Annotated in this window: 21 protein-coding genes and 2 pseudogenes; 7 read left to right on the top strand and 16 right to left on the bottom strand. The window is 65.8% G+C overall.

Annotated features, from left to right (window positions below):
* Window positions 1-3: 3 nt before the first annotated feature.
* Window positions 4-1,218 carry a glucose-1-phosphate adenylyltransferase gene (gene glgC, locus MPSD_RS08010; protein WP_086085482.1) on the bottom strand — a complete coding sequence of 405 codons (1,215 nt, stop codon included), beginning with the start codon at window positions 1,216-1,218 and terminating at the stop codon, window positions 4-6.
* Window positions 1,219-1,427: 209 nt separating this feature from the next.
* Between glgC and glgA the strand changes: the two are divergent.
* Window positions 1,428-2,590: pseudogene (gene glgA, locus MPSD_RS08005) on the top strand (glycogen synthase).
* A gap of 22 nt (window positions 2,591-2,612) precedes the next feature.
* Here glgA and MPSD_RS08000 read toward each other — a convergent pair.
* From MPSD_RS08000 to MPSD_RS07970, 7 genes are all read right to left on the bottom strand, one after another.
* Window positions 2,613-2,780, bottom strand: coding sequence for a DUF3117 domain-containing protein (locus MPSD_RS08000; RefSeq protein WP_003406247.1), 168 nt, complete (start codon window positions 2,778-2,780; stop codon window positions 2,613-2,615).
* 163 nt (window positions 2,781-2,943) lie between these two features.
* Entirely contained in the window at window positions 2,944-3,522 is a 579-nt protein-coding gene (locus tag MPSD_RS07995) for a DNA-3-methyladenine glycosylase I (RefSeq protein WP_011739206.1), read from the bottom strand.
* The gene (locus tag MPSD_RS07990) at window positions 3,519-3,890 is read right to left on the bottom strand and encodes a DivIVA domain-containing protein (protein ID WP_020788268.1); all 372 of its coding nucleotides are present in this window, start codon (window positions 3,888-3,890) and stop codon (window positions 3,519-3,521) included. Before MPSD_RS07990 ends, MPSD_RS07995 begins: the two co-directional genes overlap by 4 nt.
* Window positions 3,891-3,938: 48 nt before the next feature.
* Entirely contained in the window at window positions 3,939-4,922 is a 984-nt protein-coding gene (locus MPSD_RS07985) for a glucosyl-3-phosphoglycerate synthase (RefSeq protein WP_020788269.1), read from the bottom strand.
* Complete coding sequence (gene folP, locus MPSD_RS07980; protein WP_223161203.1) at window positions 4,919-5,743, bottom strand: dihydropteroate synthase; 825 nt, start codon at window positions 5,741-5,743, stop codon at window positions 4,919-4,921. Before folP ends, MPSD_RS07985 begins: the two co-directional genes overlap by 4 nt.
* 140 nt (window positions 5,744-5,883) lie before the next feature.
* A complete protein-coding gene (gene fadD6, locus MPSD_RS07975) occupies window positions 5,884-7,665 on the bottom strand; it encodes a long-chain-acyl-CoA synthetase FadD6 (protein WP_015356793.1) in 1,782 nt (593 codons plus the stop codon).
* A 70-nt stretch (window positions 7,666-7,735) separates the two neighbouring features.
* Window positions 7,736-8,299, bottom strand: a complete 564-nt coding sequence (locus tag MPSD_RS07970) for a TIGR00730 family Rossman fold protein (RefSeq protein WP_011739201.1) — start codon at window positions 8,297-8,299, stop codon at window positions 7,736-7,738.
* Window positions 8,300-8,386: 87 nt separating this feature from the next.
* Here MPSD_RS07970 and MPSD_RS07965 point away from each other — a divergent pair, with 87 nt between their 5' ends.
* The gene (locus MPSD_RS07965; RefSeq protein ID WP_020788270.1) at window positions 8,387-10,531 is read left to right on the top strand and encodes an AAA family ATPase; all 2,145 of its coding nucleotides are present in this window, start codon (window positions 8,387-8,389) and stop codon (window positions 10,529-10,531) included.
* A 27-nt stretch (window positions 10,532-10,558) separates the two neighbouring features.
* On the opposite strand, the gene dapE is transcribed toward MPSD_RS07965, so the two are convergent.
* On the bottom strand, window positions 10,559-11,623 hold the full coding sequence (gene dapE, locus MPSD_RS07960) for a succinyl-diaminopimelate desuccinylase (RefSeq protein WP_086085481.1): 1,065 nt from the start codon (window positions 11,621-11,623) through the stop codon (window positions 10,559-10,561).
* 122 nt (window positions 11,624-11,745) lie between these two features.
* On the opposite strand from dapE, the gene dapD reads away from it, so the two are divergent.
* Complete coding sequence (gene dapD / locus MPSD_RS07955) at window positions 11,746-12,690, top strand: 2,3,4,5-tetrahydropyridine-2,6-dicarboxylate N-succinyltransferase (RefSeq protein WP_020788272.1); 945 nt, start codon at window positions 11,746-11,748, stop codon at window positions 12,688-12,690.
* A 54-nt stretch (window positions 12,691-12,744) separates the two neighbouring features.
* On the opposite strand, the gene MPSD_RS07950 is transcribed toward dapD, so the two are convergent.
* Together MPSD_RS07950 and MPSD_RS07940 are read right to left on the bottom strand one after the other, a co-directional pair.
* Window positions 12,745-13,149 carry a MarR family winged helix-turn-helix transcriptional regulator gene (locus MPSD_RS07950; protein ID WP_232022787.1) on the bottom strand — a complete coding sequence of 135 codons (405 nt, stop codon included), beginning with the start codon at window positions 13,147-13,149 and terminating at the stop codon, window positions 12,745-12,747.
* 979 nt (window positions 13,150-14,128) lie between these two features.
* On the bottom strand, window positions 14,129-15,412 hold the full coding sequence (locus MPSD_RS07940) for an MFS transporter (protein ID WP_020788275.1): 1,284 nt from the start codon (window positions 15,410-15,412) through the stop codon (window positions 14,129-14,131).
* Window positions 15,413-16,067: 655 nt separating this feature from the next.
* Here MPSD_RS07940 and MPSD_RS29055 point away from each other — a divergent pair.
* A complete protein-coding gene (locus MPSD_RS29055; protein ID WP_223161204.1) occupies window positions 16,068-16,475 on the top strand; it encodes a hypothetical protein in 408 nt (135 codons plus the stop codon).
* 156 nt (window positions 16,476-16,631) lie between these two features.
* Here MPSD_RS29055 and MPSD_RS07930 read toward each other — a convergent pair whose 3' ends face one another.
* The 5 genes and pseudogenes from MPSD_RS07930 to MPSD_RS30515 all read right to left on the bottom strand — a co-directional run bounded on the left by MPSD_RS07930 (window position 16,632) and on the right by MPSD_RS30515 (window position 22,557).
* Complete coding sequence (locus MPSD_RS07930; protein ID WP_086085479.1) at window positions 16,632-17,813, bottom strand: PPE family protein; 1,182 nt, start codon at window positions 17,811-17,813, stop codon at window positions 16,632-16,634.
* A gap of 39 nt (window positions 17,814-17,852) precedes the next feature.
* Complete coding sequence (locus tag MPSD_RS07925; RefSeq protein ID WP_015356803.1) at window positions 17,853-18,149, bottom strand: PE family protein; 297 nt, start codon at window positions 18,147-18,149, stop codon at window positions 17,853-17,855.
* A 502-nt stretch (window positions 18,150-18,651) separates the two neighbouring features.
* Entirely contained in the window at window positions 18,652-19,854 is a 1,203-nt protein-coding gene (locus tag MPSD_RS07920) for an ISAs1-like element IS2404/ISMul1 family transposase (protein WP_420811886.1), read from the bottom strand.
* Between the two features lie 123 nt (window positions 19,855-19,977).
* Window positions 19,978-21,120, bottom strand: coding sequence for an ISAs1 family transposase (locus tag MPSD_RS07910; protein WP_420811885.1), 1,143 nt, complete (start codon window positions 21,118-21,120; stop codon window positions 19,978-19,980).
* A gap of 123 nt (window positions 21,121-21,243) precedes the next feature.
* Window positions 21,244-22,557, bottom strand: a pseudogene (locus MPSD_RS30515) (PPE family protein).
* A 419-nt stretch (window positions 22,558-22,976) separates the two neighbouring features.
* On the opposite strand from MPSD_RS30515, the gene MPSD_RS07895 reads away from it, so the two are divergent.
* Genes MPSD_RS07895 through MPSD_RS07885 form a run of 3 tightly spaced genes read left to right on the top strand, consistent with a single transcriptional unit; the run spans window position 22,977 to window position 24,636 of the window.
* On the top strand, window positions 22,977-23,360 hold the full coding sequence (locus MPSD_RS07895) for an NADH-quinone oxidoreductase subunit A (protein ID WP_020788282.1): 384 nt from the start codon (window positions 22,977-22,979) through the stop codon (window positions 23,358-23,360).
* A gap of 8 nt (window positions 23,361-23,368) precedes the next feature.
* On the top strand, window positions 23,369-23,923 hold the full coding sequence (locus MPSD_RS07890) for a NuoB/complex I 20 kDa subunit family protein (RefSeq protein WP_011740423.1): 555 nt from the start codon (window positions 23,369-23,371) through the stop codon (window positions 23,921-23,923).
* On the top strand, window positions 23,920-24,636 hold the full coding sequence (locus MPSD_RS07885) for an NADH-quinone oxidoreductase subunit C (RefSeq protein WP_012393325.1): 717 nt from the start codon (window positions 23,920-23,922) through the stop codon (window positions 24,634-24,636). The genes MPSD_RS07890 and MPSD_RS07885 overlap by 4 nt, the downstream gene beginning before the upstream one ends.
* Window positions 24,637-24,652 lie beyond the last annotated feature (16 nt).

Genomic DNA, 24,652 nt, shown 5'->3' with positions numbered 1-24,652 from the left:
GACCTAGATCCAGACGCCCTTGCCCACGGCCACCACGCCGCCGGCGCTGCTCGCGAACCTTTCCCGGTCCTTGTCCAAGTCCACGCCGACCATCTCGCCGGGCCCGACGACGACGTTCTTGTCCAGGATCGCGTGCCGCACCACCGCGCCGCGGCCAACCCGCGCGCCCGGCATGATCACACTGCCCTCCACGATCGCGCCGTCCTCGACCACGACGTTGGACGACAACACCGAATTGCGTACCGAGGCGGCCGAAATGATGCTGCCCGCACCCACCACCGACTCCTGCGCAGAGCCGCCGTTGACGAACTTCGCGGGCGCCAGGTTCTCCGACTCGCCGCGGATCGGCCAGCGCTTGTTGTACAGGTTGAACACCGGATGCACCGACACCAGGTCCATATGCGCGTCGTAGAAAGCGTCCAGGGTCCCGACGTCACGCCAATATGCCCGGTCGCGGTCGGTAGCGCCCGGTACTTCGTTGTTGGAAAAGTCGTAGACCGCCGCCATCCCGTCGGCGACCAGTCTCGGGATGATGTCCCCACCCATGTCGTGGTCGGAATGGTCGTCGTCGGCGTCGGCCCGAATCGCATCGATCAGCACCTTGGTAGTGAAGACATAATTGCCCATCGAGACGAACGTGCTGGTGGGGTCGTTGGGTGTGCCGGGCGGCTCCAGCGGCTTCTCCACGAAATCGCGGATGGTCCCCGCATCGTCAGCGTCGATACAGCCGAACGCGCTCGCATCAGCACGCGGCACCCGGATACCGGCCACCGTGACCCCGGCCCCGCTGTCGATGTGAAACCGAACCATCTGTTCGGGATCCATCCGGTAAACGTGATCGGCCCCGAAAACCACTATGCAGTCCGGATCTTCGTCGTAGATCAGATTGAGTGACTGGTAGATCGCGTCGGCGGAGCCGGTGTACCAGCGCGGACCGAGTCGCTGCTGAGCCGGAACCGGGGTGATGTATTCACCGGCCAAACCCGACAACCGCCAGTTCTGCGATATGTGCCGGTCCAGCGAGTGCGACTTGTATTGGGTGAGAACACAGATCCGCAAATACCGAGCATTGACCAGGTTGGAGAGCACGAAATCGATCAGTCGGTAGGCGCCGCCGAAGGGAACCGCGGGCTTGGCGCGGTCGGCAGTCAGCGGATAAAGCCGCTTGCCCTCACCGCCGGCCAAGACGATGCCAAGCACGTGTGGTGCTTCCCTCATGGCCTCAAACCTAACGGCACCCGCGAAGCGCTGCCAGCGGATCCCCGGCCTGTGCCCGTTCTGTCCGGCTGTCCGTCAGGCCAATTGACCACTTCGACGGGTATGAATCCAGCCGATTAGGCGCATTTTGTCGCTCTTTCCCGCAAAGCCGCCGACCGCGGGTCGGCCCGAGGTGCGAGCGGTGCGGCCACCGCACTACGGTGCCGGGTATGCGGGTGGCGATGTTGACTCGGGAGTACCCACCGGAGGTCTATGGCGGAGCTGGGGTACATGTCACCGAGCTGGTGGCTCGATTACAGCGCCTGTGCACCGTCGACGTGCATTGCATGGGCGCACCCCGCCCCGACGCGTCGGCCCATCAGCCCGATCCGCGGCTGGCGAACGCCAACCCGGCACTGGCCACATTGTCCGCGGATCTGGTGATGGCCAATGCCGCCGACGCAGCCAGCGTGGTGCACTCACATACCTGTACACCGGCCTGGCGGGGCATCTGGCCGCCCTGCTCTACGGCATTCCGCACGTCTTGACCGCCCACTCGCTCGAACCGATGCGGCCCTGGAAAACCGAGCAGCTCGGCGGCGGCTATCAGATCTCGTCCTGGGTGGAAAAGACCGCCGTCCTGGCCGCCGACGCGGTAATCGCGGTCAGCTCCGGAATGCGTGATGACGTCCTGCACCTGTACCCCGGGCTGGATCCAGGGATGGTGCATGTCGTCCGCAACGGCATCGACACCGAAGTGTGGTTTCCGGCCGGACCGGTTGGTACCGCTTCGGTGCTCGCCGAACTCGGGGTCGACCCGAACCGCCCCATTGTGGCGTTCGTCGGGCGGATCACCCGGCAAAAGGGCGTACCGCACTTGCTGGCAGCGGCACACCAGTTCAGCCCGGACGTCCAGTTGGTGCTGTGCGCGGGTGCTCCCGACACCCCGGAAATCGCCAATGAAGTGCAGTCCGCGGTGGCTCAACTGGCCAGCACTCGTAGCGGAGTGTTCTGGATCCGCGACATCCTGCCCGTGCAGAAGCTTCGCGAAATACTTTCGGCCGCAACAGTTTTTGTTTGCGCATCGATATACGAGCCATTGGGCATCGTGAACCTCGAAGCAATGGCCTGCGCGACCGCGGTGGTGGCCTCCGATGTCGGCGGCATCCCCGAGGTGGTCGCCGACGGAATCACCGGCACGCTGGCGCATTACGCGGCCGACGACCCCGCCGGTTATCAATCCAGGCTGGCACAGGCGGTAAATGCACTGGTCGCGGACCCAGCCAAAGCCGAACGCTACGGCCAAGCCGGACGGCAGCGTTGTATCGAGGAATTCTCCTGGACACAGATTGCCGAGCAGACGCTGGATATCTATCGAAAAGTGTGCCGATAGGGCACACTTTTCGCGATCTGAGCTAGCTCGTCACACCCTTGAGCTCGTCACCCAGCGCCGCGGCTTCATCGGGTGTCAGCTCGACGACCAACCGGCCACCTCCCTCAAGTGGCACCCGCATCACGATGCCGCGCCCCTCTTTTGTTGCCTCCAGAGGACCGTCGCCGGTCCGGGGCTTCATCGCCGCCATCGAGTGCTCCCTCCAGATTCGAGCTGGCCTGCCGTGGCAGACCTGGCCGGCGCCGAGCATGCCCCATGAATGGATTTCCAGCCATACCCGACATTGAACTGCCAAATCACCCCCCATTGTTCCCTATCCAGGTCACAAGGTGCACAAGACCCGACTTGTGGCGTCACCGGACTATCGGCGGGACCCAGCAACCACGGAGGTGATCGTCGACCATTCCGGTCGCCTGCATCAGCGCATATGCGGTGGTGGGGCCCACAAACCGGAACCCGCGGCGTTTCAACTCGCGCGCCATCGCTTTCGATTCGGCAGTGGCCGAGGGTATTTCAGCCAGTGTGGCGGGCCGCGGCCGCGCCGGGGGCGCGAACGACCACAACAACTCCGACAGGTCTTGCTCCGATCCGAGGCCGATCACGGCGCGCGCGTTGGAAATCGTGGCCTCAATTTTTGCCCGGTTGCGCACAATCCCCTCGTCAGCGAGCAGCCGCTGCACGTCGGCGTCGGTGTAGCCGGCCACCTTCTCAATGTCGAATCCGCAGAACGCCCGCCGGAAATTCTCCCGCTTGCGCAAGATGATCAACCACGACAGGCCGCTCTGGAAGGCCTCCAGGCTCATCCGTTCAAACAGCGCGACCTGGCCATATAGCGGGCGTCCCCACTCCTGGTCGTGATAGTCGCGGTAGGTCTGCGCGTCGGGTCCCGGACGAATCTCGGCCCAGTCACAGCGCCGCAGGCCATCGTTCACGTGGAATCGGCTCCATTCGAAACCGCGGGTTGGCTGCCCGGCACGTCGCTGTCTTCGGGCCCGGCCGGACTTTCGCTGGTCGACGAGGTGTGCACCGCGGCGAGCTGCTCGCGTAATTCCTCCAGCTCACGCCCCAATCGATCCAGCACCCAGTCGACCTCGCTGGTCTTGTAGCCGCGCAGCACCTGGGTGAACTTGACCGCGTCGACGTCGGCGCGAGTAACGCCATAGGCGGGCAGCACGGTCGAGGTCGTCGCCCTGGGCAGCGGCGGCAGCTGCTCACCACGCCCGAACAGCAGGCTTGCCACGCCGAACAACACGACCGCCACCAAGACAAGTACCACCAGGTACAGCAACACCAACGCCACGCCGTCGATCTTGCCCTACCGGACCGACAGGTCAGCGTAGGCCGGGGCTCACCGGGGGCGGAGCACACTCATGGGGGGCCGGTCGGCCAGCGACACCGGCGAGGTGCATTCGGTGTAGCCGTCGCCCTCCGCGAAGAACTGGGTCAACCCCACCCCAGAATCGGGGATCCCGCACCGGGACAGCAGCGTGGCGATGACCTGGCGACTCATCACACCCAGCTCGGCCAGGGGCCGGTTACGGTGCGCCCGCACACCCAGGTTGACCTGCGCGATCGCGTCCAGCCCCAGCCGGTCGAAGGTGTCGACCAACAGGCCGATTTCCACCCCGTATCCCGGAGCGAAGGGCAGCGACGTCAACAGCTCGCGGCTGGCCGCATACTCACCGCTCAGCGGCTGCAATACACAGCCCAGCTCGGGTCGCAGCGCCGCCAACAGGGGCCGCGCCACCAGTTCGGTGACGCGCCCGCCGCCGGTAGCGCCCGCGGCGCCGCTAGCGTCACCGACACTGAGCGGGCGTCGGTAAAAGCTCTTGACCAGGTGGATCCCCTCGCCGGTGAGCAGCGGGCCGACCAGCCACGGCACGAACATCGGGTTGGGGTTGACCAGATCCGAGTCGATGAATACCACGATGTCGCCGCTGGTGGCCGCCAACGAGCGCCACAGCGCCTCGCCCTTACCGGGCTGGGGCGGCACCTCCGGCAACGCCTGTTCGCGGCTCACCACTCGAGCCCCGGCGGCAATCGCTCGGATCTCGGTGTCGTCGGTAGAGCCGGAATCGAGCACGATCAGTTCGTCGACCAAGCCATCCACCAGCGGTGAGATGCTGTCGATCACCGATTGGATGGTTTCTTCCTCATCGAGAGCCGGCAGCACCACCGAGATCGAGCGCCCGGCCTTGGCCTCGACCAATTCGTCGATCTTCCAGCGCGGACGGTTCCAGCTGCGGTCGCATAACCAGGTGTCCCCCGGCCGGGCCGGGATGAGGACTCCCTCACTGGTGAGGCCCCCGGTGACCAGATCCGATGCGGTCATGCGAGTCCCCTCACCGTGCGTGTCGGCGGGCGGGTCCCCTGGATCGACGCCACCATTTCCAGGACCCGGCGGGTCGCTGCGACCTCATGCACCCGAAACATGCGCGCACCGGCGGCCGCCGCCAATGCGGTGGCCGCCAGCGTTCCCTCGAGCCGTTCGGTCAGATCCACGCCCAGAGTCTCTCCGACAAAGTCCTTGTTGCTCAACGCCATGAGTACCGGCCACCCGGTCTTAACAAGATCGGCCACGTGCCGCAACAGCAGCAACCCGTGCCAGGTGTTCTTGCCGAAATCGTGAGCCGGGTCGATCAACACGCGGTCGCGGGCAACTCCGGCCGCAACCGCCCGCTCGGCGGCCGCTGTGACCTCGCGAATCACGTCGTCCACCACGCCGCGGGTAGTCGTACCGTAACTCACCCGGAAGGGACGCGTGCGTGGTCGCGCTCCCCCGGTGTGCGCGCATACCAGGCCCGCACCGAATTCGGCGGCCACCTCCACTATCGCGGGGTCAACCCCGGCCCAGGTGTCGTTGATCAGGTCCGCACCTGCCGCACAGGCCCGCCGGGCCACCTCCGAGCGCCAGGTGTCGACGCTGATCACCTGCTCGGGGTAGGCGTCACGGAGCCACTCGACAAACGGCACCAACCGACCGATCTCGGTGTCGGGGTCGACGTCCTGGCCGGGCCCGGCCTTGACACCTCCGACGTCGATGACGTCGGCGCCTTCGGCGACCGCTCGATGTACCGCGTCGCGAGCGGCCGCGTCAGAAAAGGTCGCGCCCTTGTCATAGAACGAGTCCGGGGTGCGGTTCACGATCGCCATGATCAGCGGGCGGTCCCCTGCCACCGGGCGGCCACACAGCGTTGCCTGCACGCCTACATAGTGCCTGGTGCACGAAGAGCCATCGAGCCTGCGTCCACGGCTAGCCGCGGTCTGGCCCGGCCTCGGCGCGCCGAATCACGCTAGCCCTGGGGCCGCTTACCTGCCGCTACCTCGTCGGGATACGCGTCGTAATAGGGCACGTAGCCCTCGCTGCGGCCGGCCAATACGTACAGCGGATCATCGACGTCGGCGCCGTAGGCCTGCTCGCGCAGCTCAACCTTGCGGCTCTTGAACGTCGTGGTGTGCGCCATCGCCTGCACCAGCCGCACGAACAGCGGCAGTGCGTAGGCGGGCAGCTGATCGTAGACGGCGCGGGCCAGGGACTGACCGTCGAACTCGGCGCCGTCGCGTAGCTTGACCGCAGCCATCCCGGCGCGACCTCCGGTGTTGGGCACCTCAACCCCGTAGACCGTGCACTCCTCGACGGAGGGGTCAGACACCAGCGCCGCCTCCACCTGAGTGGTGGCCACGTTCTCGCCCTTCCAACGGAAGGTGTCACCCAGCCGGTCGACAAACGCCGCGTGCCCCATCCCCTGCGGGCTCATCACGTCACCGGTGTTGAACCAGCAGTCTCCCTTCCGGAAGGCATCACGGACCAGCTTTTTCTCACTGGCGGCCGGGTCGGTGTAGCCGTCGAACGGCTGCAGCCTGTTGACCCGGCTCAGCAACAGTCCGGGTTCACCAGCAGGCACCCGACGGACCCGGCCGGACTCGTCGCGCAGCGGGGCGCCGGTGTCCGGGTCGTAGGCCACGTAGGCCAGCGGCATCGGCGAGATCCCGGTGCTTTTGGGCACGTTGAAGATGTTGATGAAGGCCGAGTTGCCCTCGCTGGCGGCATAGAACTCACACACCCGGTCAATGTCGAACCGTTTGGTGAACTCACCCCAGATCTCGGGCCGCAACCCGTTGCCGGCGATCACCCGCACCTTGTGCTTGCGATCGGTCGGTTTGGTCGGCTGGTTGAGTAGGTAGCGGCAGACCTCGCCGATGTAGATGAAGGCGGTGGCGTTGCTGGCGATCACCTCGTCCCAGAAGCGCGACGCCGAGAACGACTTGCCCAGCGCCAACGTCGCCCCGGAATTGATCACCGAGGACACCGCCACCGTGAGCGCGTTGTTGTGATACAGCGGCAGACAGCTGTAGAGCGTGTCGGAGCTCTTCAGCCGTAGTCCCAGCCCACCGAAGACCGCCAGGGCCCGAAGCCACCGGTGGTGGGTCATCACACTGGCTTTGGGGAATCCGGTGGTGCCCGACGTGAAGATGTAAAACGCCGTGTCCTGAGCCTGCACGGCCGACGCCGACGCCGGGTTGTTGGCCGGGGCGGTCGCGGCGAAGCGCTCCAGGTCTTCGATGGTGACCACCTCACCGGCCGCGCCACCGCTTTCGCTGACGGCGCTGACCAGATCGGACTCCGCCACCAGCACCTTGGCATCGAGCAGTCCCAGACTGTGCGCCAGCACCTCGCCGCGCTGGTGGTAGTTGAGCATGCCGGCGATAGCGCCACACTTGACGACAGCCAGCATCGCCACCACCGTGTTGGGCGAGTTGCGCAGCATGATTCCCACGACGTCGCCGGGGCCGACGCCACGCGCGGCCAGCACCGCCGCATAGCGGTTGGCGGTCGCGTTGGCTTCGCCGTAGGTCATCTGTTGGTCGCCGAACTTCAAGAAAACCCGGTCCCCGAAGCGAGCGGCCCGGTCCTGGAACACGGTGCCGATCGACGCCTTGGACTTGGGCCGGGGCAACAGGCCGGTCACCGCCCCCCGCATGATCGACGGCGCGTCGATCAGTAGACCGGGCACCCGCGCAGCGACGTCGGTGAGCTTGACTCGCGTGCGGACATGACTTTGGCGATCGGACAACCTGATCCCTCGATTCGTTCTCAGAGTTCGGCGGCCAGCCTAATCGGGAGCGAATGGTCATCAATAGGCCTCAGCCGGGTGCGCACGCCTGCAACGCGTCATCGAGGTTATCCACCACGATCAACCGCTCCATCGCTGTCCGCGAGACGTAGCCGGTATCGGCCAATTCGGACAGCCAGGCGCGCAGCCCATCGAAGTGGCCCCAGGGATCCAGCACGACGATGCTCTTGTCGTGCATGCCCAGGTATCCCTCGGTCCACACGTCCAACAGCTCGTCGAGGGTCCCGACGCCGCCCGGCAGGGTGATGAACGCGTTTGCGCGGTCCTCCATGACCTGCTTGCGCTCCCACATCGTTTCGGTGACGACCAACTCGTCGGCGTCATGGTCAGCCAACTCGCGATGCACCAGCATCTTGGGAATCACTCCGACCGTCCAGCCGCCGTGCGCCCGCGCCGCCGAGGAGACCGCCCCCATCGCCGAAACGTGGCCCCCGCCCCACACCAACGTCCAGCCCCGGGCGGCGATCGCCGCACCGACGGCGGCGGCGAGCTCCAACAACTCAGGATGTGTCGGCGCGGCTGCACAGTACACCGCCACTGTCCAACGGCCGGGTTCGTCGCTTTTCGCGGTCACATACCGTAACGTAGACCAGCGTCCCCCACCCCGGACAACTTTGGGCCCTATCGCCACGCGCACCCTTGACGCCATAAACTCCGGGCAATGCCAATTCGATGGAACGTCCCCCAACACGCGGCAGCCTTGGAGCAGTTGGACGTTGCGTTGAGCGACCTGGCGCGCCCCGGCGCCGTCATCCTCGGACCTGACGGCGTCGGAAAATCCACCCTGGCGCGATTGGCCGCCGAGCACTTCGCCCAACGGCACCCGGCCACCGTCATCCGCTGGGTAACCGGAACCCCGACCGAACGCACGGTCCCGTTCGGCGCCTTCAGCCACTTGGTGGAGATCGCCGAGCTGGGCAAGCCGGCCGCGTTGTTGCGAGCGGCCCGAGCGTCGTTGGGCCGCAAGGTGCGCCAGGGCGAGCTCCTTCTCATCGTCGACGATGCCCACGATCTGGACATCCTGTCGGCCACGCTGCTGTACCAGCTGGCGCTGGCCGGCGCGGCCCGGATGATCGTCACCGCCCGCGCCGAGGTCGCGCCCGAAGCCATCGCGGCCCTGTGGACCGACAACCTGCTGGATCGGATCGATGTCGCACCGCCGGACGGCAAGACCAAGCAATCCGAGCCCGCCGACGTCGACGAGTTCATCGCCGAGCTGCCCGCGCCGGCCCGAGCGGTGCTGGACTATCTCACCGTCGAGGAGCCGTTGTCGCTGGCCGATCTCACCGTGCTGGCCGGAGAGGGGGCGGTGCAGCAGGCAGTGGAGTTGGGCGCGGCGGAAACCCGCGTGCGCGGAGAACCCGACGAGCCTGCGGTGGTCTACACGGCACATCCTTTGTTCGCCAAACGAGCTCGCGTCGCTTTGGGCGACGACGGTGCGCGACAACGCCGCACCGAATTGGTGACCCTGCTGTCTCAGCACCCCAACGAGCACCTCAGCGATCGGCTCCGGCTGGCGTCGCTGGCTTTGGACACCGACGCTTTGCAGCCGGTGGATGACGTCGTCGAGTCCGCCGAGCAGGCCTTACGGCTCGGCGATCTGACACTGGCCGAGCGGTTGGCCCAGGCCGCGCTGGATCGTTCGGGGGGACTTCAGGCCCGACTGGTGCTGGGCCAGGCGCTGGCCTGGCGTGGCCGCGGCCGAGAGGCCGGCCAGGTACTCACCGCCGTGGACCCCGGCCAGCTGAGCGAGGCGGAGCTGATGGCCTGGGCGGTGCCGCAGGCGGCGAATCAGTTCTGGATGCTCGGCGAGCCGGAGCGGGCCACCGCCTTCCTGCAAACGACGCGCAACCGAGTCACCGATCTGACCGCGCGCACCACCCTCGATGCATTGACGGCAACCTTTGCCATGAACTCCGGAAACGTGCCGCGGGCCATCACGCTGGCCACCGAGGTGCTCGCCGAACCTTCGGCCGACGACACAGCGATCGCTTGGGCGGCCAGCGCCGCCGCATTGGCCTCGGCCCGGATGGGCCGCTTCGCCGACGTCCCGCAGCTGGCGCAACGAGCTTCGGAGGCCGAACATCCCGGTTTGCTGCGGTTCACCGTGGGACTGGCCCAGATCACCACACTGCTGATGGCGGGCGAGGTGGCCCAGGCGCAGGAGCTGGCCCAGCGATTCACCGACTTCGCCGAGCTGCAACAACCGGGCCGCGCCATCGGCGAGGTGTTGCTCGCGCACGTGCTGATCGTCAAGGGGGAATTCGGCGCTGCGGCTGCGATGCTCGAGCCCGCCGCGGCCGAACTCGAACGCACCGGCTATTCCTGGGGCCCGCTGTCGCTGATGTTGTTGGCGACGGCCATCGCCCAGCAAGGCAACATCGCCGAGACAGCGAAAGCGTTGCGGCGAGCTGAAACTCGGCACGGAACGAAGTCTGCGTTGTTTGCCCCCGAGCTGAGCCTGGCCCGCGCCTGGGCCAAGGCGACCGTCCGGGACCAAGCCGGTGCCCTGTTCGATACTCGCGAGGCGGCAAGGGCAGCTGAGCGGGGCAAGCAGTCGGCGGTGGCGTTGTGCGTGTGGCATGACGCGGTCCGGCTTGGCGACACTCGCGCGCTAGCTCCGGTAACCAGGCTGGCCGCCGAGATCGATTGCAAGGTAGGCAATATCGTTGTTCGGCATGCCCGCGCGCTGGCCGACAACGACGCTGGGGCGCTGGCGTCGGTGGCCGATGAGTTGGCCGCGATCGGCATGCACGCCGCGGCGGCCGACGCCGCCGCGCAGGCCGAGCGTGCCGGCGGCCGATAGCGGCACGGTGGACGCGGCTTCGATGGGCTAGGTGCTCAGGTAGCGGCGCAACGTGTCCGCCACAGTGGTGATCGTGGCGACCGGCACTCGCTCGTCGCGGCAATGCGCCAGATTGGGGTCCCCGGGGCCGTAATTGACCGCGGGGATGCCCAGAGCCGCGAAGCGGGACACATCCGTCCAGCCGTATTTCGCTCGGACCTGCCCACCGGCAGCCTCAACCAGTGCTTTGGCGGCGGGTTGCGCCAGACCCGGCAGCGCGCCCGCCGCCGCGTCGGTCTGCTCGATCTGCACGTCGAGCCCGTCGAATACCTCACGCACGTGCTGCAGGGCGGCCGGAACCGACCGGTCGGGGGCAAAGCGATAGTTGACCGTTACCGAAGCCGCGTCCGGAATCACGTTGCCCGCCACGCCACCGTCCACGCGTACCGCCGACAAACCCTCTCGGTATGTGCAACCGTCGATGTCGACGCTGCGCGCCGGGTAGCGCGCCAGCCGGTCCAGCACGGCACTGAGCTTGTGGATTGCGTTGTCCCCCAACCAAGAACGCGCCGAGTGCACGCGGGTCCCGGTCGCGCTGATGACCACTCGTAACGTGCCCTGGCAACCGGCTTCTATGTAGCCCGACGTGGGCTCTCCCAGGATGGCGACATCTGCGGACAGCCACTCCGGGAGCTCCCGCTCGATGCGCCCCAAACCGTTTGCCGCCGCCTCGATTTCCTCACAGTCGTAGAACACCAGCGTCAGGTCGTGCACCGGTTCGGCCACCGTGGCCGCCAGATGCAGAAACACCGCGTCACCGGACTTCATATCGGCCGCGCCACAGCCGTGCAGCTGCCCGTCGGCGCGACGGCTGGGCAAGTTGTCGGCCACCGGCACGGTGTCCAAATGTCCGGCCAGCAGCACCCGCGAGGGCCGGTTCAGCCGGGTCCGGGCAAGCACCGCGTTGCCGTTGCGGATGATCTCGAAGCCCGATGTCTGCGCACGCAACGCCGCCTCTACCTCATCAGCGATGCACGCCTCATCCCGAGATTCGCTGGGGATGTCGATCAGTGCAGCGGTCAGGTCGATCGGGTCCCCGCGCAAGTCCAGCACGAACCAAGCCTAGTGGGTCCGCCGTCGCGCCGAGCAGACGCAGAGTCGCACGCGGCGGCCGCGCCGGCGTGCGACTCTGCGTCTGCTCGCGGGCGTCAGCACATCTAGTAGCGTGTCGAGGCGTGACTGGAGCAGCAGGCATCGGACTGGCAACCCTGGCTTCCGACGGATCGATCCTGGACACCTGGTTTCCCGCGCCGGAGTTGACCGAGTCAGGTACCAGTGCGACATCACGCCTGGCGTTGTCCGACGTTCCCGCGGAGCTGGCCGCATTGGTAGGCGGCGACGACGACCGCGGCACCGAGGTGGTGGCGGTCCGGACCGTCATCGGCTCGCTAGACGATGTCGCCGCCGACGCGTACGACGCCTACCTTCGCCTGCACCTGTTGTCGCATCGTCTGGTGGCGCCGCACGGGCTGAACGCCGGCGGCTTGTTCGGCGTATTGACCAATGTCGTGTGGACTAATCGCGGACCATGCGCAATCGAAGGTTTCGAGGCAGTGCGGGCACGGTTGCGCCGCCACGGAGCGGTGACGGTCTACGGCGTGGACAAGTTTCCCCGGATGGTCGACTACGTGATGCCCAGCGGCGTGCGCATCGCCGATGCCGACCGGGTGCGACTGGGCGCCCACCTGGCGCCGGGCACCACCGTGATGCATGAGGGTTTCGTCAACTACAACGCCGGAACCCTGGGCGCCTCCATGGTCGAGGGCCGAATCTCCGCGGGCGTGGTGGTCGGCGACGGCTCCGATATCGGCGGTGGGGCCTCGATCATGGGCACGCTCTCCGGTGGGGGGACCCAAATCATTTCCATGGGCAAGCGCTGCCTGCTCGGCGCCAACGCCGGGCTGGGCATCTCCCTGGGCGACGACTGTGTGGTGGAAGCCGGCTTGTACGTCACGGCCGGCACCAAGGTCACCACACCCGATGGCATCACCGTCAGGGCACGCGAACTGTCCGGCAGCAGCAACCTGCTGTTCCGCCGCAACTCGGTGACGGGCGCGGTCGAGGTGGTGGCCCGCGACGGTCAGGGCATCGCACTCAACGAGGTTCTGCACGCCAATTAGTGGGGCCGCATGGGCCGGTAGGCGCATGCCGTTGCGGTGCGCGGTTGCGCACCATCACCACAGGTCCGGCTCGCGATAGAGGTTGGCGGGATCGAATTCCACCGCCCCGCGGGCAGCTTCACCGACGGCGTCGAGGATCTGGTGCAACTGCTCGACTCCGTCGGCACCGACACGCTGTTGGATCGCCCGGTCGAGTGCGGCAGCCGCACGCTGACGCGCGGCCAAGTACTCCATCGCCTTTGGCGTCAGCTCCACGACCTTCTCACGCTGGTCCGTCGGCGACGGGGCGGTCTGCACGTAGCCGCGATCGCGCAGCTCGGCGACGAGCTTGCTGGCCGCCTGGCGGCTGACGCCGAACTGCCTGCCCATCTGCGATATCGTCATAGGTCCCGGCAGCGCATAAAGGGCGAACACATAGTTCATGGAGAAGCGCCGCCGCTCGAAACCCGCGGCCTCCATGTCGGTGTCAACCCGATGAACGTAGCTCCACCACGCAATCCGCAGCGCCTGGCAGAGCGGTGTTTGCGGCGACCGGTAGCCATTTCCGTCAGCCATGGTTGACAATCTAGCCGATTGGCTCTAGTCTTCAAATTGTCAACCATAGATGACAGTTAGGTGGTGAGGATTCCACAACCTGGCATGCAACGACCGGCTCTCCCGGCCACCCATGTCAACAAGCCCGAGTTCTTCAGCGTCGACAGCGCGAGCTTTGTTGGGGAAGCCCCTGCCACCCAGAAAGGAAAGTGAAATGTCAAAGATTCGCACCTTGTCGGCAGGTGTTCTGTGTGCAGTTGGCTTAGCGCTGACGGGAGCCGTGGTGGCACCCGCAGTGGCGTTCGCGGACCCGGGCCCAGGCCCCGCTCCGCACCCGGGCCCAGCGGCCCCCGTCCACCCGGGGCCGGCCGCCGCGCCCCATCCAGGTCCGGGCGCCCCGGGAGACCCGATGCATCCGGAACCGGGAGTTCCGATGCATCCCGTCCCTCCCCCCACTCACCCGATCTACCACTACGGCGATGACATGACCCACCCGGTCTGGTCTGTCACGCACCCGGTCTGGGCGCTGGCCCCCTAATTGCCGCCTAGTCGGCATCGATGTTCTGCCCCGGTCACTGCTAGCCCCAGTGGCCGGGGCAGAACCTTTTGCCGCGAATGGTGAAGACGTTGGCGGGCTTGCTAATCAGCGTCAATTCCGATTCCGGACACCTCCCCCGCCGGTGAAATGACCCCGTACGGTATCATGACGTTCCAACCTCCACTCGAACTGGCGCCGGCCGACCATCATGGGGCGCTCGGATCCACCGAACTGCTTACCCTGCAGGCGAATTCATTGAAGTGGAGACCGGCGCCCGGCGGGCCCGCGATCCCGTGGTCCACGCCAAGGTCCGGGTTGTGTTTGGCAACGGCCCGTCCCGCCGCGCCGCCGGGACGGGCGCCGCAACTAGGCGGCGGTCAGTGGGGCGCCGGCGGTCTCGGGGAGCAGATAGGTGCACAGCAGGCTGGCGGCCACCAGTGCGGTCACCATCAGGCCGACCGCGGAGCTGCCATAGCTGGCCAGCAGGGTACCGGCGATCAATGGCGGCGCGGCGCCCCCAACGATGCCCGCCACGTTGAGCGCCAGGGCCGTGCCGGTGTAGCGGTAGCGGGTAGCGAACAGTTCCGGGATAAGCGAGGCTGCAGGCCCAAATCCACTGGCGGCCACGGCATACAGCCCCAGCAGCGCCACCGTGAACCCGACGGTATCGCCAGAGCCGATCAGCGGCATTACCAGCGGCGACCAGAAAAGGCCCACTGCCCAGCCGACCAGCATGACGCGCCGGCGCCCGAAGCGATCGCACAGAATGGCAGAAAGTGCGACAAAACCGATGCAGACCAGCCCGCCCAGCACACCGATCAGCAAGACGAGGTTTCGCGAATACCCCAGGTGCAGTTGCGCGTAGGAAGGCAGGAAGGTGCTGGCCAGATACAGGCACCCGAAGGCCGCCAGCATGGCGCCCGCGGCCAGCACTATCTCACGGCGTTGCCGGCACAACACCGCCGCCAGCGGTGCCCGCGCGGCGGCGGTTGATTCCTGATCATCGGCCTGCGCCATCGCACGAGCGAATACCGGGGTCTCGTTGATCTCCAAGCGGACGTACAGGGCGAAGGCGATCAGTAGCGCGCTCAACAGAAAAGGGACACGCCAGCCCCACTGCAGAAACGCCGAACTGCTCTCTCCGATGGTGTAGTTCACCCCGAGAAAGGTCAGACCGCTCACCACAAGCGCAACACCGCCACCGAGCACGGTGAACATGCCGTAGTACCCGCGCTTGTGCGCTGGCGCGGACTCGATACTCAGCAGCGCCGAACCAGCCCATTCGCCGCCGACGGCAAAACCCTGAAGCAACCGTAAGGCGACCAGGATCAGCGGGGCGGACACCCCGATGGTTGCCGTGCTGGGCACCACCCCCACCGTCACCGTCGATAGGGCCATGATCAAAAGGGTGGCAACGAGAGTCTTCTTACGCCCCAGCCGGTCCCCAAAATGCCCGAAGACGGCCGCGCCGAGCGGCCGGGACAGAAACGCCGTGGCAAAAGTCCCCATCGATGCGATGGTCGCCAGGGCTGGACTGAGACCGGGGTAGAAGACCGCCGGAAAGACCAGCGCCGCAGCCGTGCCGTAAATGCAGAAGTCGTAGTACTCGACTGTTGAACCGACGACACAGGCGAGGGCGACCCGACTCATGGGTGTTGCTCCCGAGCTGGGGTCACCGGTCCCGCCGCCGGCCGTCGCGAGGCCAGCTGCATCCACAGTTGCGTACACAGCGACAACGATATGCCGCGACTAGGGGCTTAATCCGTTCTCACGCCGTGAGTTTACTGCCAACATGCTGGACGGTATGCGCCCGCGCCACCAGCTCGCGCCGCAGCTCGTCACGCATCCCGACCCGAAATGCCCTACCCTCCTTGTTAATTAGCTGCGCTCACCAAGATTCGAATCCCGGTCGATCAGCGGGTGTGCTCGCGCCCGATTCCACACCCGGGCGTCCGCCAACCGGCGGCTCGAGCCGCACCAAGCGCCACCCGCAAACTTCCCGACCCTCCGGAATTCCGTTGCCCCCTAGCCTGTTACGACTCGAATCCAAATGACGCGGGCGAGTCCGCCACCACACCGTCGGCGACACCCGACGCCGCATGATTCGCCGACCGACCAACCCACCTGTCAATCACAGTTGACAATGATGGAAAACGGTCTTATTCTCAGATTGTCAACCACATATGACGATCATCGGGTTCGCGGTGACCTCAACACGGCGATGCAGCCATTGGGCCCGAGTTCTTCGGTGTCGACAACACGGGCTCCGTTGAGCCAAACACCCCAGCCCGGAAAGGAGTGGGAAATGTTGAGAATTCGCACCCTGTCGGCGGGTGTCCTGTGCGCCCTGGGCCTCTCTTTTGCAGGGGTACTGGTGGGACCGGCCATCGCCTCCGCTGCCCCCGGGAACCTGGGGCCGATACACCCCGGCGGAGGACAAATCCACCCCGGCGCGAGTCTCGTGCACCCGGGCGAGGGCCCGCTGTGTCCCGGCGAAGGCCCGCTGCACCCGGGCGAAGGCCCGCTACGCCCTGGCGAAGGCCCGTGGCGACTGGGTGAAGGCCCCTGGCGCGAAGGCGAAGGACCCTGGCGCGAAGGCGAAGGCCAGTGGCGCGAGTTGTCGCCGCAGAACCACCCGATCTACCACTACGGCAATGACGTGACCCACCCCGTTTGGTCTGCCGCCCACCCGGTCTGGGCGCTTGCCCCCTAGTCCTTTGATCTAACTGGCACACTGCCCCCGGCCATCGCTTAATGGCCGGGGGCAGACCCCGTTGGCCGGCCGGGTGACCATCCCGACATAGGCCGCCAAGTCGGCAGGGCCGCAATGTTCGCCGGCAGCCGGCACATCACGAACCCGCCATCGGCACTATCCCGCGGCTGGAGGGCATGTTATCACATAGGCCTTGGGCGTGACTCGCAGCACACCGCTAACGCCGTTGCCCCCGTTGCCGGCCAGCTGCCCAAATGGCATGCCGGGCAGCGGGGCCCCGTGAGCGCCCTCAACAGCACCGGTTACCGGCGAGATCGGCAACGCCCGGGCCGCCGGGACAACCGACTGGTTTGCTTCGGCCCATGCCTGCGGCACCTTCAGTCCGCCAACCGACAGCGCCAGGCCTACGCCGCCCTGTGGCGCCCAACCCCCGATCCCCGCGGGACCTCCCCCGCCAACCATCGACACCGCGTTCCTAGCCGCGTGTTCGACCGCGGTTTCGGCAGCCTTGCTAGCCGAAGGAATGAAACCCTTGACGCTATCGCCCATGGTCTTGAAGATCGATGCGCCTGAGTTCGCCATCGACAAGTGGGTGTTTTCCATCCCCACGATGGTGCTGAGGTTCGACAAGGAAAAGCTCGAAGTAACGCTTTGAAGCAGCGACTTCGGTGCGGTCGCGGTCGACGCCCCTTGCGGAGCAGGCGCGGCGAGCTGTTGCAGGGCTTGGGGAACGTTGGACATCAGCTGGCCGGCCGCGGCGGAATCGATGGCCTGACCGACGGCGGCGGTCTGGTTGACGAGCCCACCAGCGTTGGCAACTTCCGGAGCCTCTTCAAACGGCGTCAGCGTCTCGGCTAGCATCGCGGCCGAACCCGCGTAGCCATACATCGCGGCGGCGTCCTGGGCCCACATCTCGCCGTACTCAGCCTCGGTAGTCGCGATCGCCGGGGTGTTCTGGCCGAAGATATTGGTTGCGATCAGCGTGACCAATTGAAGGCGGTTTTCGAGGATCAACGCCGGGGGCACCGTGGCCGCGAACGCGGACTCGTAGGCCACCGCCGCTCCCCTGGCCTGGTTGGCCGCGAGTTCGGCCTGCGTGGCGGTGGCACCGAGCCACGCGACATATGGCGCGGCGGCGGCCCCCATCAAACTTGCCGACGCGCCCACCCACTGCCCAAACGCCAGCCCCCAGATCACCGATTGGCAGGAGGACGCGGCGCTGTACAGATCGACGGCCACGCTGTCCCACGCCTCAGCGGCGACCAGGATCGAGCCCGAACCCGCGCCGGCGTACATCTTGGCGGAATTGATCTCCGGTGGTAGCGAACCGAAATCCATCAATGTCTGTCCCTCTCCTCGAATGTCGTCAGGTCAGGTCTATTGAGATGCCACGGCGTTGGCGGTTTCGGTGCTCAGGTACGAGGCGGCACTGGTCGCCAACGTGGCCGCGAAATGCTCGTGAATCGCGGCCGCCTTCGCGCTCACCATCTGGTACATCGCCGCATGCGTCGCAAACTGCGTCGCAAGCAGTTCGGAAACCTCATCGGCGGCCGGCGGCAACACCCCGGTCATTGGAGCGGCGGCGGCATTCCCGGCGCTCAATGCCGCTCCGATAGACCCCAAGGTGCCTGCCGCCGCAGCCAACGCTTCGGGTCGAGCCGTAACAGAAGACACGTGCTTACCTCCTCGTGGAGCCGGGTGTTGGCCCGGCGGTACGGGTTATCGCTGAGCCGGCGTTGGCTCCCGTCCTCCGCCACTGGATGGGGGTTGGCGGTAACGAACTGACGACAATGCTTGCCAACTTGCGGCGCCCGGAATAGGTACATTCCCCCCGAACAGTGCGGACCGAAGGTGCACAATGCACCCGCCCGTCGGGCCCGAGGTGAATTGTTCTCAATTCACCGTTGCGCGCGGTGCAAATTGCACACAGCTATCGAGTGGAAGGTCACACCAGGGGTTCGGCCGGCGCAACGAGGTTGCGCACCACGCAGGGGTCTATCAGGTCGACGAACAAGAATTCGGGGGTGTACCGGGCTGCCCCGTTGGCCACTAGCCCGCGGCGACGGCGGGGTCTACCAGCGCTCGCCAGGCGCCGCGATTGCAGCAACAGCCCACCCAGCAAAAGGAATTACGTCCCAGACGCTCAACTCAAACGCCAGGGCTCCGGCGTTGTTGATTAGCAGGCTTGTGAGCTGGGGGATTGTGGATTGAGGAGGTCTAGGCGGCGGTTGGCGGTCAAAGCGGTGATCCGGCAGGCTTCGGCGATGTTGTCGGCGCCGTTGAGGCGGTGCAGATTGATCGCGGTGTTGCGTAGCGTTGCTAGGACCTGTGCGCCGTTTCCGGTATGTGCCCTTTGACGGTCTTCGTCGAAGGTGACGTCGCGTATCCAGTGCAGGCTGTTCTCGATTCCCCAGTGTTGACGCATCCAGGTCATGATCGCGGTAGGGCGGGCGTGCTCGAACGGCAGGCTGCAGATGGCATAGACCACCTCCACGCTGCGCTGGTCGGTGGCGGTGATCAAGCGTTCACGAGTGATCCGGATGATTTGTTTTGCGTAGGGGAAGCCGATTCCTCGTGCAGCGGTGATGATTTGCAGGGTGCGGGTCTCGACACGGCCGTGGCCGCGGGAGTCGTCGGTAGCGGCTGCGGGCACCTCGGCCCAGGGCAGCGCGGTGATACGCGCAAATATTTTGGCTTGGTTGGACTTGACGATCATCAGGTAGTGCGACTTCAAGGTGGCGCAGATCAACTTCGCGGTGACGACCTGGGTATGCATCGCATCCACGGTGACCAGCCACCGCAAGCTACCCGGCAGCAGCGTGAGCAGGGCACGTGCGCAGGGAATTTCATTGCTTTTCTCGGCGACAGCGAGTTGACCGAGCACCAATCGGGCACGGTGGGCGAACACCGACACGAGATGCGTGGCTGTCGCTTTGGCGCGTAAAGCACCACGCAGCATCTTGCCGTCCAACGCGATCGGCACCAATCCACTGGGGTCGCTGCTGGCCACGTGTGCAGTGAAGTAACTGCCCATCCTGGCGTTGAGGTCGGCGGGGTCTAGCCGAGACAAAACAGCGCGGAAGGTCTTCTCACTGGGCCGCCGGAACCGGACCCCTAATTGGGCCAACACATCATCGGGAGCGGTGGCCGCCCATGTGGCAAAACCAGCATAGCCGCGCATCCCCGCGGCAGTGGCCAGAACCGCGATCGCCAACAAAGCCACCAGCGAATACCTCCGACCGCGTGGGTCCCTCGGGTCTGGCACCGAGGCCAACACATCGAGAAACTCCGATCCGATGAGCTCGCTGCGCTCACCAGGACTCCAGCAGTCGAACACCTCTGGAACCGACGACACAGGCAATACTGAAACGGTAGGCACGGGCAACTCCAGACCAACGACGAACAGTAACCAACTCGATCGTTCTCCAGATAGCCCGTGCCTACACTCCGGCCCCAATAGCGCGGCACCAAAGATCATCAACCCAGCTCACAAGCCTGCTAATCAACAACGCCGGAGCCCTGCTTCGGCGATGTTGTCGGCGCCGTTGAGGCGGTGCAGATTGATCGCGGTGTTGCGTAGCGTTGCTAGGACCTGTGCGCCGTTTCCGGTATGTGCCCTTTGACGGTCTTCGTCGAAGGTGACGTCGCGTATCCAGTGCAGGCTGTTCTCGATTCCCCAGTGTTGACGCATCCAGGTCATGATCGCGGTAGGGCGGGCGTGCTCGAACGGCAGGCTGCAAATGGCATAGACCACCTCCACGCTGCGCTGGTCGGTGGCGGTGATCAAGCGTTCACGAGTGATCCGGATGATTTGTTTTGCGTAGGGGAAGCCGATTCCTCGTGCAGCGGTGATGATTTGCGGGGTGCGGGTCTCGACACGGCCGTGGCCGCGGGAGTCGTCGGTAGCGGCTGCGGGCACCTCGGCCCAGGGCAGCGCGGTGATACGCGCAAATATTTTGGCTTGGTTGGACTTGACGATCATCAGGTAGTGCGACTTCAAGGTGGCGCAGATCAACTTCGCGGTGACGACCTGGGTATGCATCGCATCCACGGTGACCAGCCACCGCAAGCTACCCGGCAGCAGCGTGAGCAGGGCACGTACGCAGGGAATTTCATTGCTTTTCTCGGCGACAGCGAGTTGACCGAGCACCAATCGGGCACGGTGGGCGAACACCGACACGAGATGCGTGGCTGTCGCTTTGGCGCGTAAAGCACCACGCAGCATCTTGCCGTCCAACGCGATCGGCACCAATCCACTGGGGTCGCTGCTGGCCACGTGTGCAGTGAAGTAACTGCCCATCCTGGCGTTGAGGTCGGCGGGGTCTAGCCGAGACAAAACAGCGCGGAAGGTCTTCTCACTGGGCCGCCGGAACCGGACCCCTAATTGGGCCAACACATCATCGGGAGCGGTGGCCGCCCATGTGGCAAAACCAGCATAGCCGCGCATCCCCGCGGCAGTGGCCAGAACCGCGATCGCCAACAAAGCCATCAGCGAATACCTCCGACCGCGTGGGCCCCTCGGGTCTGGCACCGAGGCCAACACATCGAGAAACTCCGATCCGATGAGCTCGCTGCGCTCACCAGGACTCCAGCAGTCGAACACCTCTGGAACCGACGACACAGGCAATACTGAAACGGTAGGCACGGGCAACTCCAGACCAACGACGAACAGTAACCAACTCGATCGTTCTCCAGATAGCCCGTGCCTACACTCCGGCCCCAATAGCGCGGCACCAAAGATCATCAACCCAGCTCACAAGCCTGCTAATCAACAACGCCGGAGCCCTGGCAATTCCCCGGCCACCGCCTCCGGCCGCAACGGCACCACGGTGTCCTCGGCAGCTGTCTGTTCGGCACCATCTTGTTGATCCTGCGTTGGCGCCGACCGCTTCGATTCCGTTCCGGCCGGCGAAGAACGCAGCGGCGACGCGGGAATTCCGGTAGTACCGGTGGCCCGCGTTGCCTGAGGCTTCGATCCCGGTGCGGCCGCCGCGGCAATGCCGGGATCCGCCGTCGGCAAAACCGCCATTTGCGGTACCGGCGCTTCGACTTCCTCCGGCGCCGGAGCCGCTGCCTCGGGTTCTGGAGCCGCGGGGGCGGTCTCTCGGACCGGCGGGCCGGCGTTCACCGGCCCGGATTGACCACCACCGGCCGCCATCGCGGCGCGGGCGGCAGCCATGCCAGCGATCGGCATGGCCATGGCTCCCATCCCGGGAGTCGCCGCGCCGGCACTGGCGGCCATTCCGCCACCGCCACCGCCGACACCGCTACTCGCGCCATCGACGGCACCGCCCGGGGCCCCCATGGCACCGGAATCTGCGCCGCCCCCACCACTGGCGTAACCGCCCGCACCAACCAAACCGGCACCTCCGGCACCGCCACCAGCAACAACGCTGGAGCTGGCGTCACCACCAGCATTGGCGCCGGCGGTGTCGCTGCCCGCACCCGCGCCACCTTGGCTCCCAGGGCTCCCAGCGGCGCCGCCCACCATCCCGGACCCGCCGGCAAAGCCACTACCGGCACCGGCACCGCCCGCCAGGCCGGAGGCAAGCCCCGGCAAGCCCTTCAGCACGGATTGCCACGGCACCACTTACGCCGCCACCGCCGACACCCCGGAGTAGTACCCGGACATCGCCGCAACGTCGGCGGCCCACATCTCTTCGTAGATGGACTCGGCAGCCGCTATCGCCGGTGCGTTCTGACCGAACAGATTCGACATCACCAGCTGCACGAATGCATTGCGGTTGGCCGATATCGATGTCGGAAGCACCGTTGCGGCCTGCGCCGCCTCGAACATGCTTGCCACGGCCCGGGCGTTGCCCGCCGCTCCAGCCGATTGCGCCGCGGCCGCGGCCAACCAGCCCGCGTACGGCGCCGCCGCCGAGGCCATCGCCATCGCCGCCGAACCCTGCCAGGCCTGACCCGCCAACCCTGCGGTCACCGAAGCAAACGATTGCGCCGCGGTGCTCAGCTCCTCGGCAAGCCCCTGCCAGGCCGCGGCCGCCTCCAGCATCGGCGCTGTGCCAGCACCAATAAACATTCGCTGAGAATTGATCTCCGGTGGCAGCACAAAGAAACTCACGGCATCAATCCTCCCAGATCGCGGGGCAGTATTGCACTGCCTTTCGCGAACTCCCCAGCGACAACCCGCCAGCAGCAAACATTAGCAACAAGTGGTGCCAGTTATCCGACGGTTTACCTGACTTTCATAGGAATCCGCACCGGCACTCGACGGCAACCAGCTACGTCAATCGGCGGCAATCGCCGATGCCGCGACCCCGCGCTGACCCTGGCCGCTCATCACCGTGACCAGCAAGCCAGGCGCGACGCGGCCGCGCATCCTGGGGATGTCCACCAGGTTGACCCCCCGGCAGGTAGCCCCGCCGAAGCGCGACTATGTTGAAGGTCACTGTGACGGCCCACACGCCCGGTCCGTCACAGCAGCCCAGTCAGCCGCCCGGCCGCCGTGCTGGCGGCCCGTACGACGGATCATGGAGCGACTTGAACGCTTACATACCCATCCTGGTACTGGCGACGCTCGCCGCCGGCTTCGCCGTGGTCTCGGTTGTGATCGCAAGCCTGGTCGGACCGACCCGCTTCAACCGGTCGAAACTTGCCGCCTACGAATGCGGAATCGAACCCACCGAGGCGCAAGCCGGGGCCAGCGGCCGCGGAACAGCGAGCGGGCAGCGGTTCCCGATGAAGTATTACCTGACCGCAATGTTGTTTATCGTCTTCGACATCGAAATCGTGTTCCTCTATCCATGGGCAGTCAGCTTCGATGTACTGGGGACGTTTGCTCTAGTTGAGATGGCGATATTCATGCTCACGGTGTTCGTGGCGTACGCATACGTGTGGCGCCGCGGGGGCCTGACGTGGGATTGAGGTAGGTCGTGGGACTGGAAGAACAGCTACCCGGCGGAATCCTGTTGTCGACAGTCGAGAAAGTAGCGGGCTATGTCCGCAAGAACTCACTGTGGCCGGCAACGTTCGGGCTGGCATGCTGCGCAATCGAGATGATGGCAACCGCGGGGCCGAGGTTCGACATCGCCCGGTTTGGGATGGAGCGGTTTTCGGCGACGCCACGCCAAGCGGACCTGATGATTGTGGCGGGGCGGGTCAGCCAGAAGATGGCGCCGGTGCTGCGCCAGATCTACGACCAGATGGCCGAGCCGAAATGGGTTCTGGCCATGGGCGTGTGCGCATCGTCGGGCGGGATGTTCAACAACTACGCGATCGTGCAAGGCGTGGACCACGTTGTTCCGGTCGACATCTACCTGCCCGGCTGTCCACCCCGTCCGGAAATGCTGTTGCACGCAATCCTCAAGCTGCACGAGAAGATTCAGGAAATGCCGCTGGGCGTCAACCGGGAACGCGCCATCGCCGAAGCCGAAGAGGCGGCGATGTTGGCCAGGCCCACTATCGAGATGCGTGGATTGCTGCGATGAGCTCGCCAGACCAGAACCCATCAGACGCAGCGGGCCAAACCGGCTCCTCCAATGAAGAAGTGGTCGACGTGCGTCGCGGCATGTTCGGCGTCAAAGGCACCGGCGACACCTCCGGATACGGGCGACTGGTGCGCGAGATCGTGCTGCCGGGTAGTAGCCCCCGCCCGTACGGCTTCTACTTCGACGAGATCGCCGATCGCCTGGCCGAGGCGCTGAACCGCGACGGCGTCGAATTCGAGGATGCCATAGAGAAAGTCGTGGTCTATCGCAACGAGTTGACCCTGCACGTTCGCCGCGAGGCCCTACTGCGAGTCGCACAGTCCCTCCGCGACGAGCCGGAATTGCGCTTTGAGCTGTGCCTGGGAGTCAACGGGGTGCACTACCCGCATGAGACCGGCCGCGAACTACACGCGGTTTACCCGCTGCAATCGATCACCCACAACCGTCGCCTGCGGCTGGAAGTGTCTGCCCCCGACAGCGATCCGCATATCCCGTCGCTATACGCCGTCTACCCGACCAACGATTGGCACGAGCGCGAGACATACGACTTCTTCGGCATCATCTTCGACGGGCATCCCTCGCTGACGCGAATCGAGATGCCTGACGACTGGCAGGGGCACCCACAGCGCAAGGACTATCCACTCGGCGGCATCCCGGTCGAATACAAGGGCGCGCAGATACCCCCGCCCGACGAGCGAAGGGGTTACAACTGATGACGAAACAAGAAGA

The organism is Mycobacterium pseudoshottsii JCM 15466, assembly GCF_003584745.1.
GTDB lineage: Bacteria > Actinomycetota > Actinomycetes > Mycobacteriales > Mycobacteriaceae > Mycobacterium > Mycobacterium marinum.
Note: the sequence above shows the minus strand (reverse complement) of the source record. Positions and strands in the feature narration are given on the sequence as shown.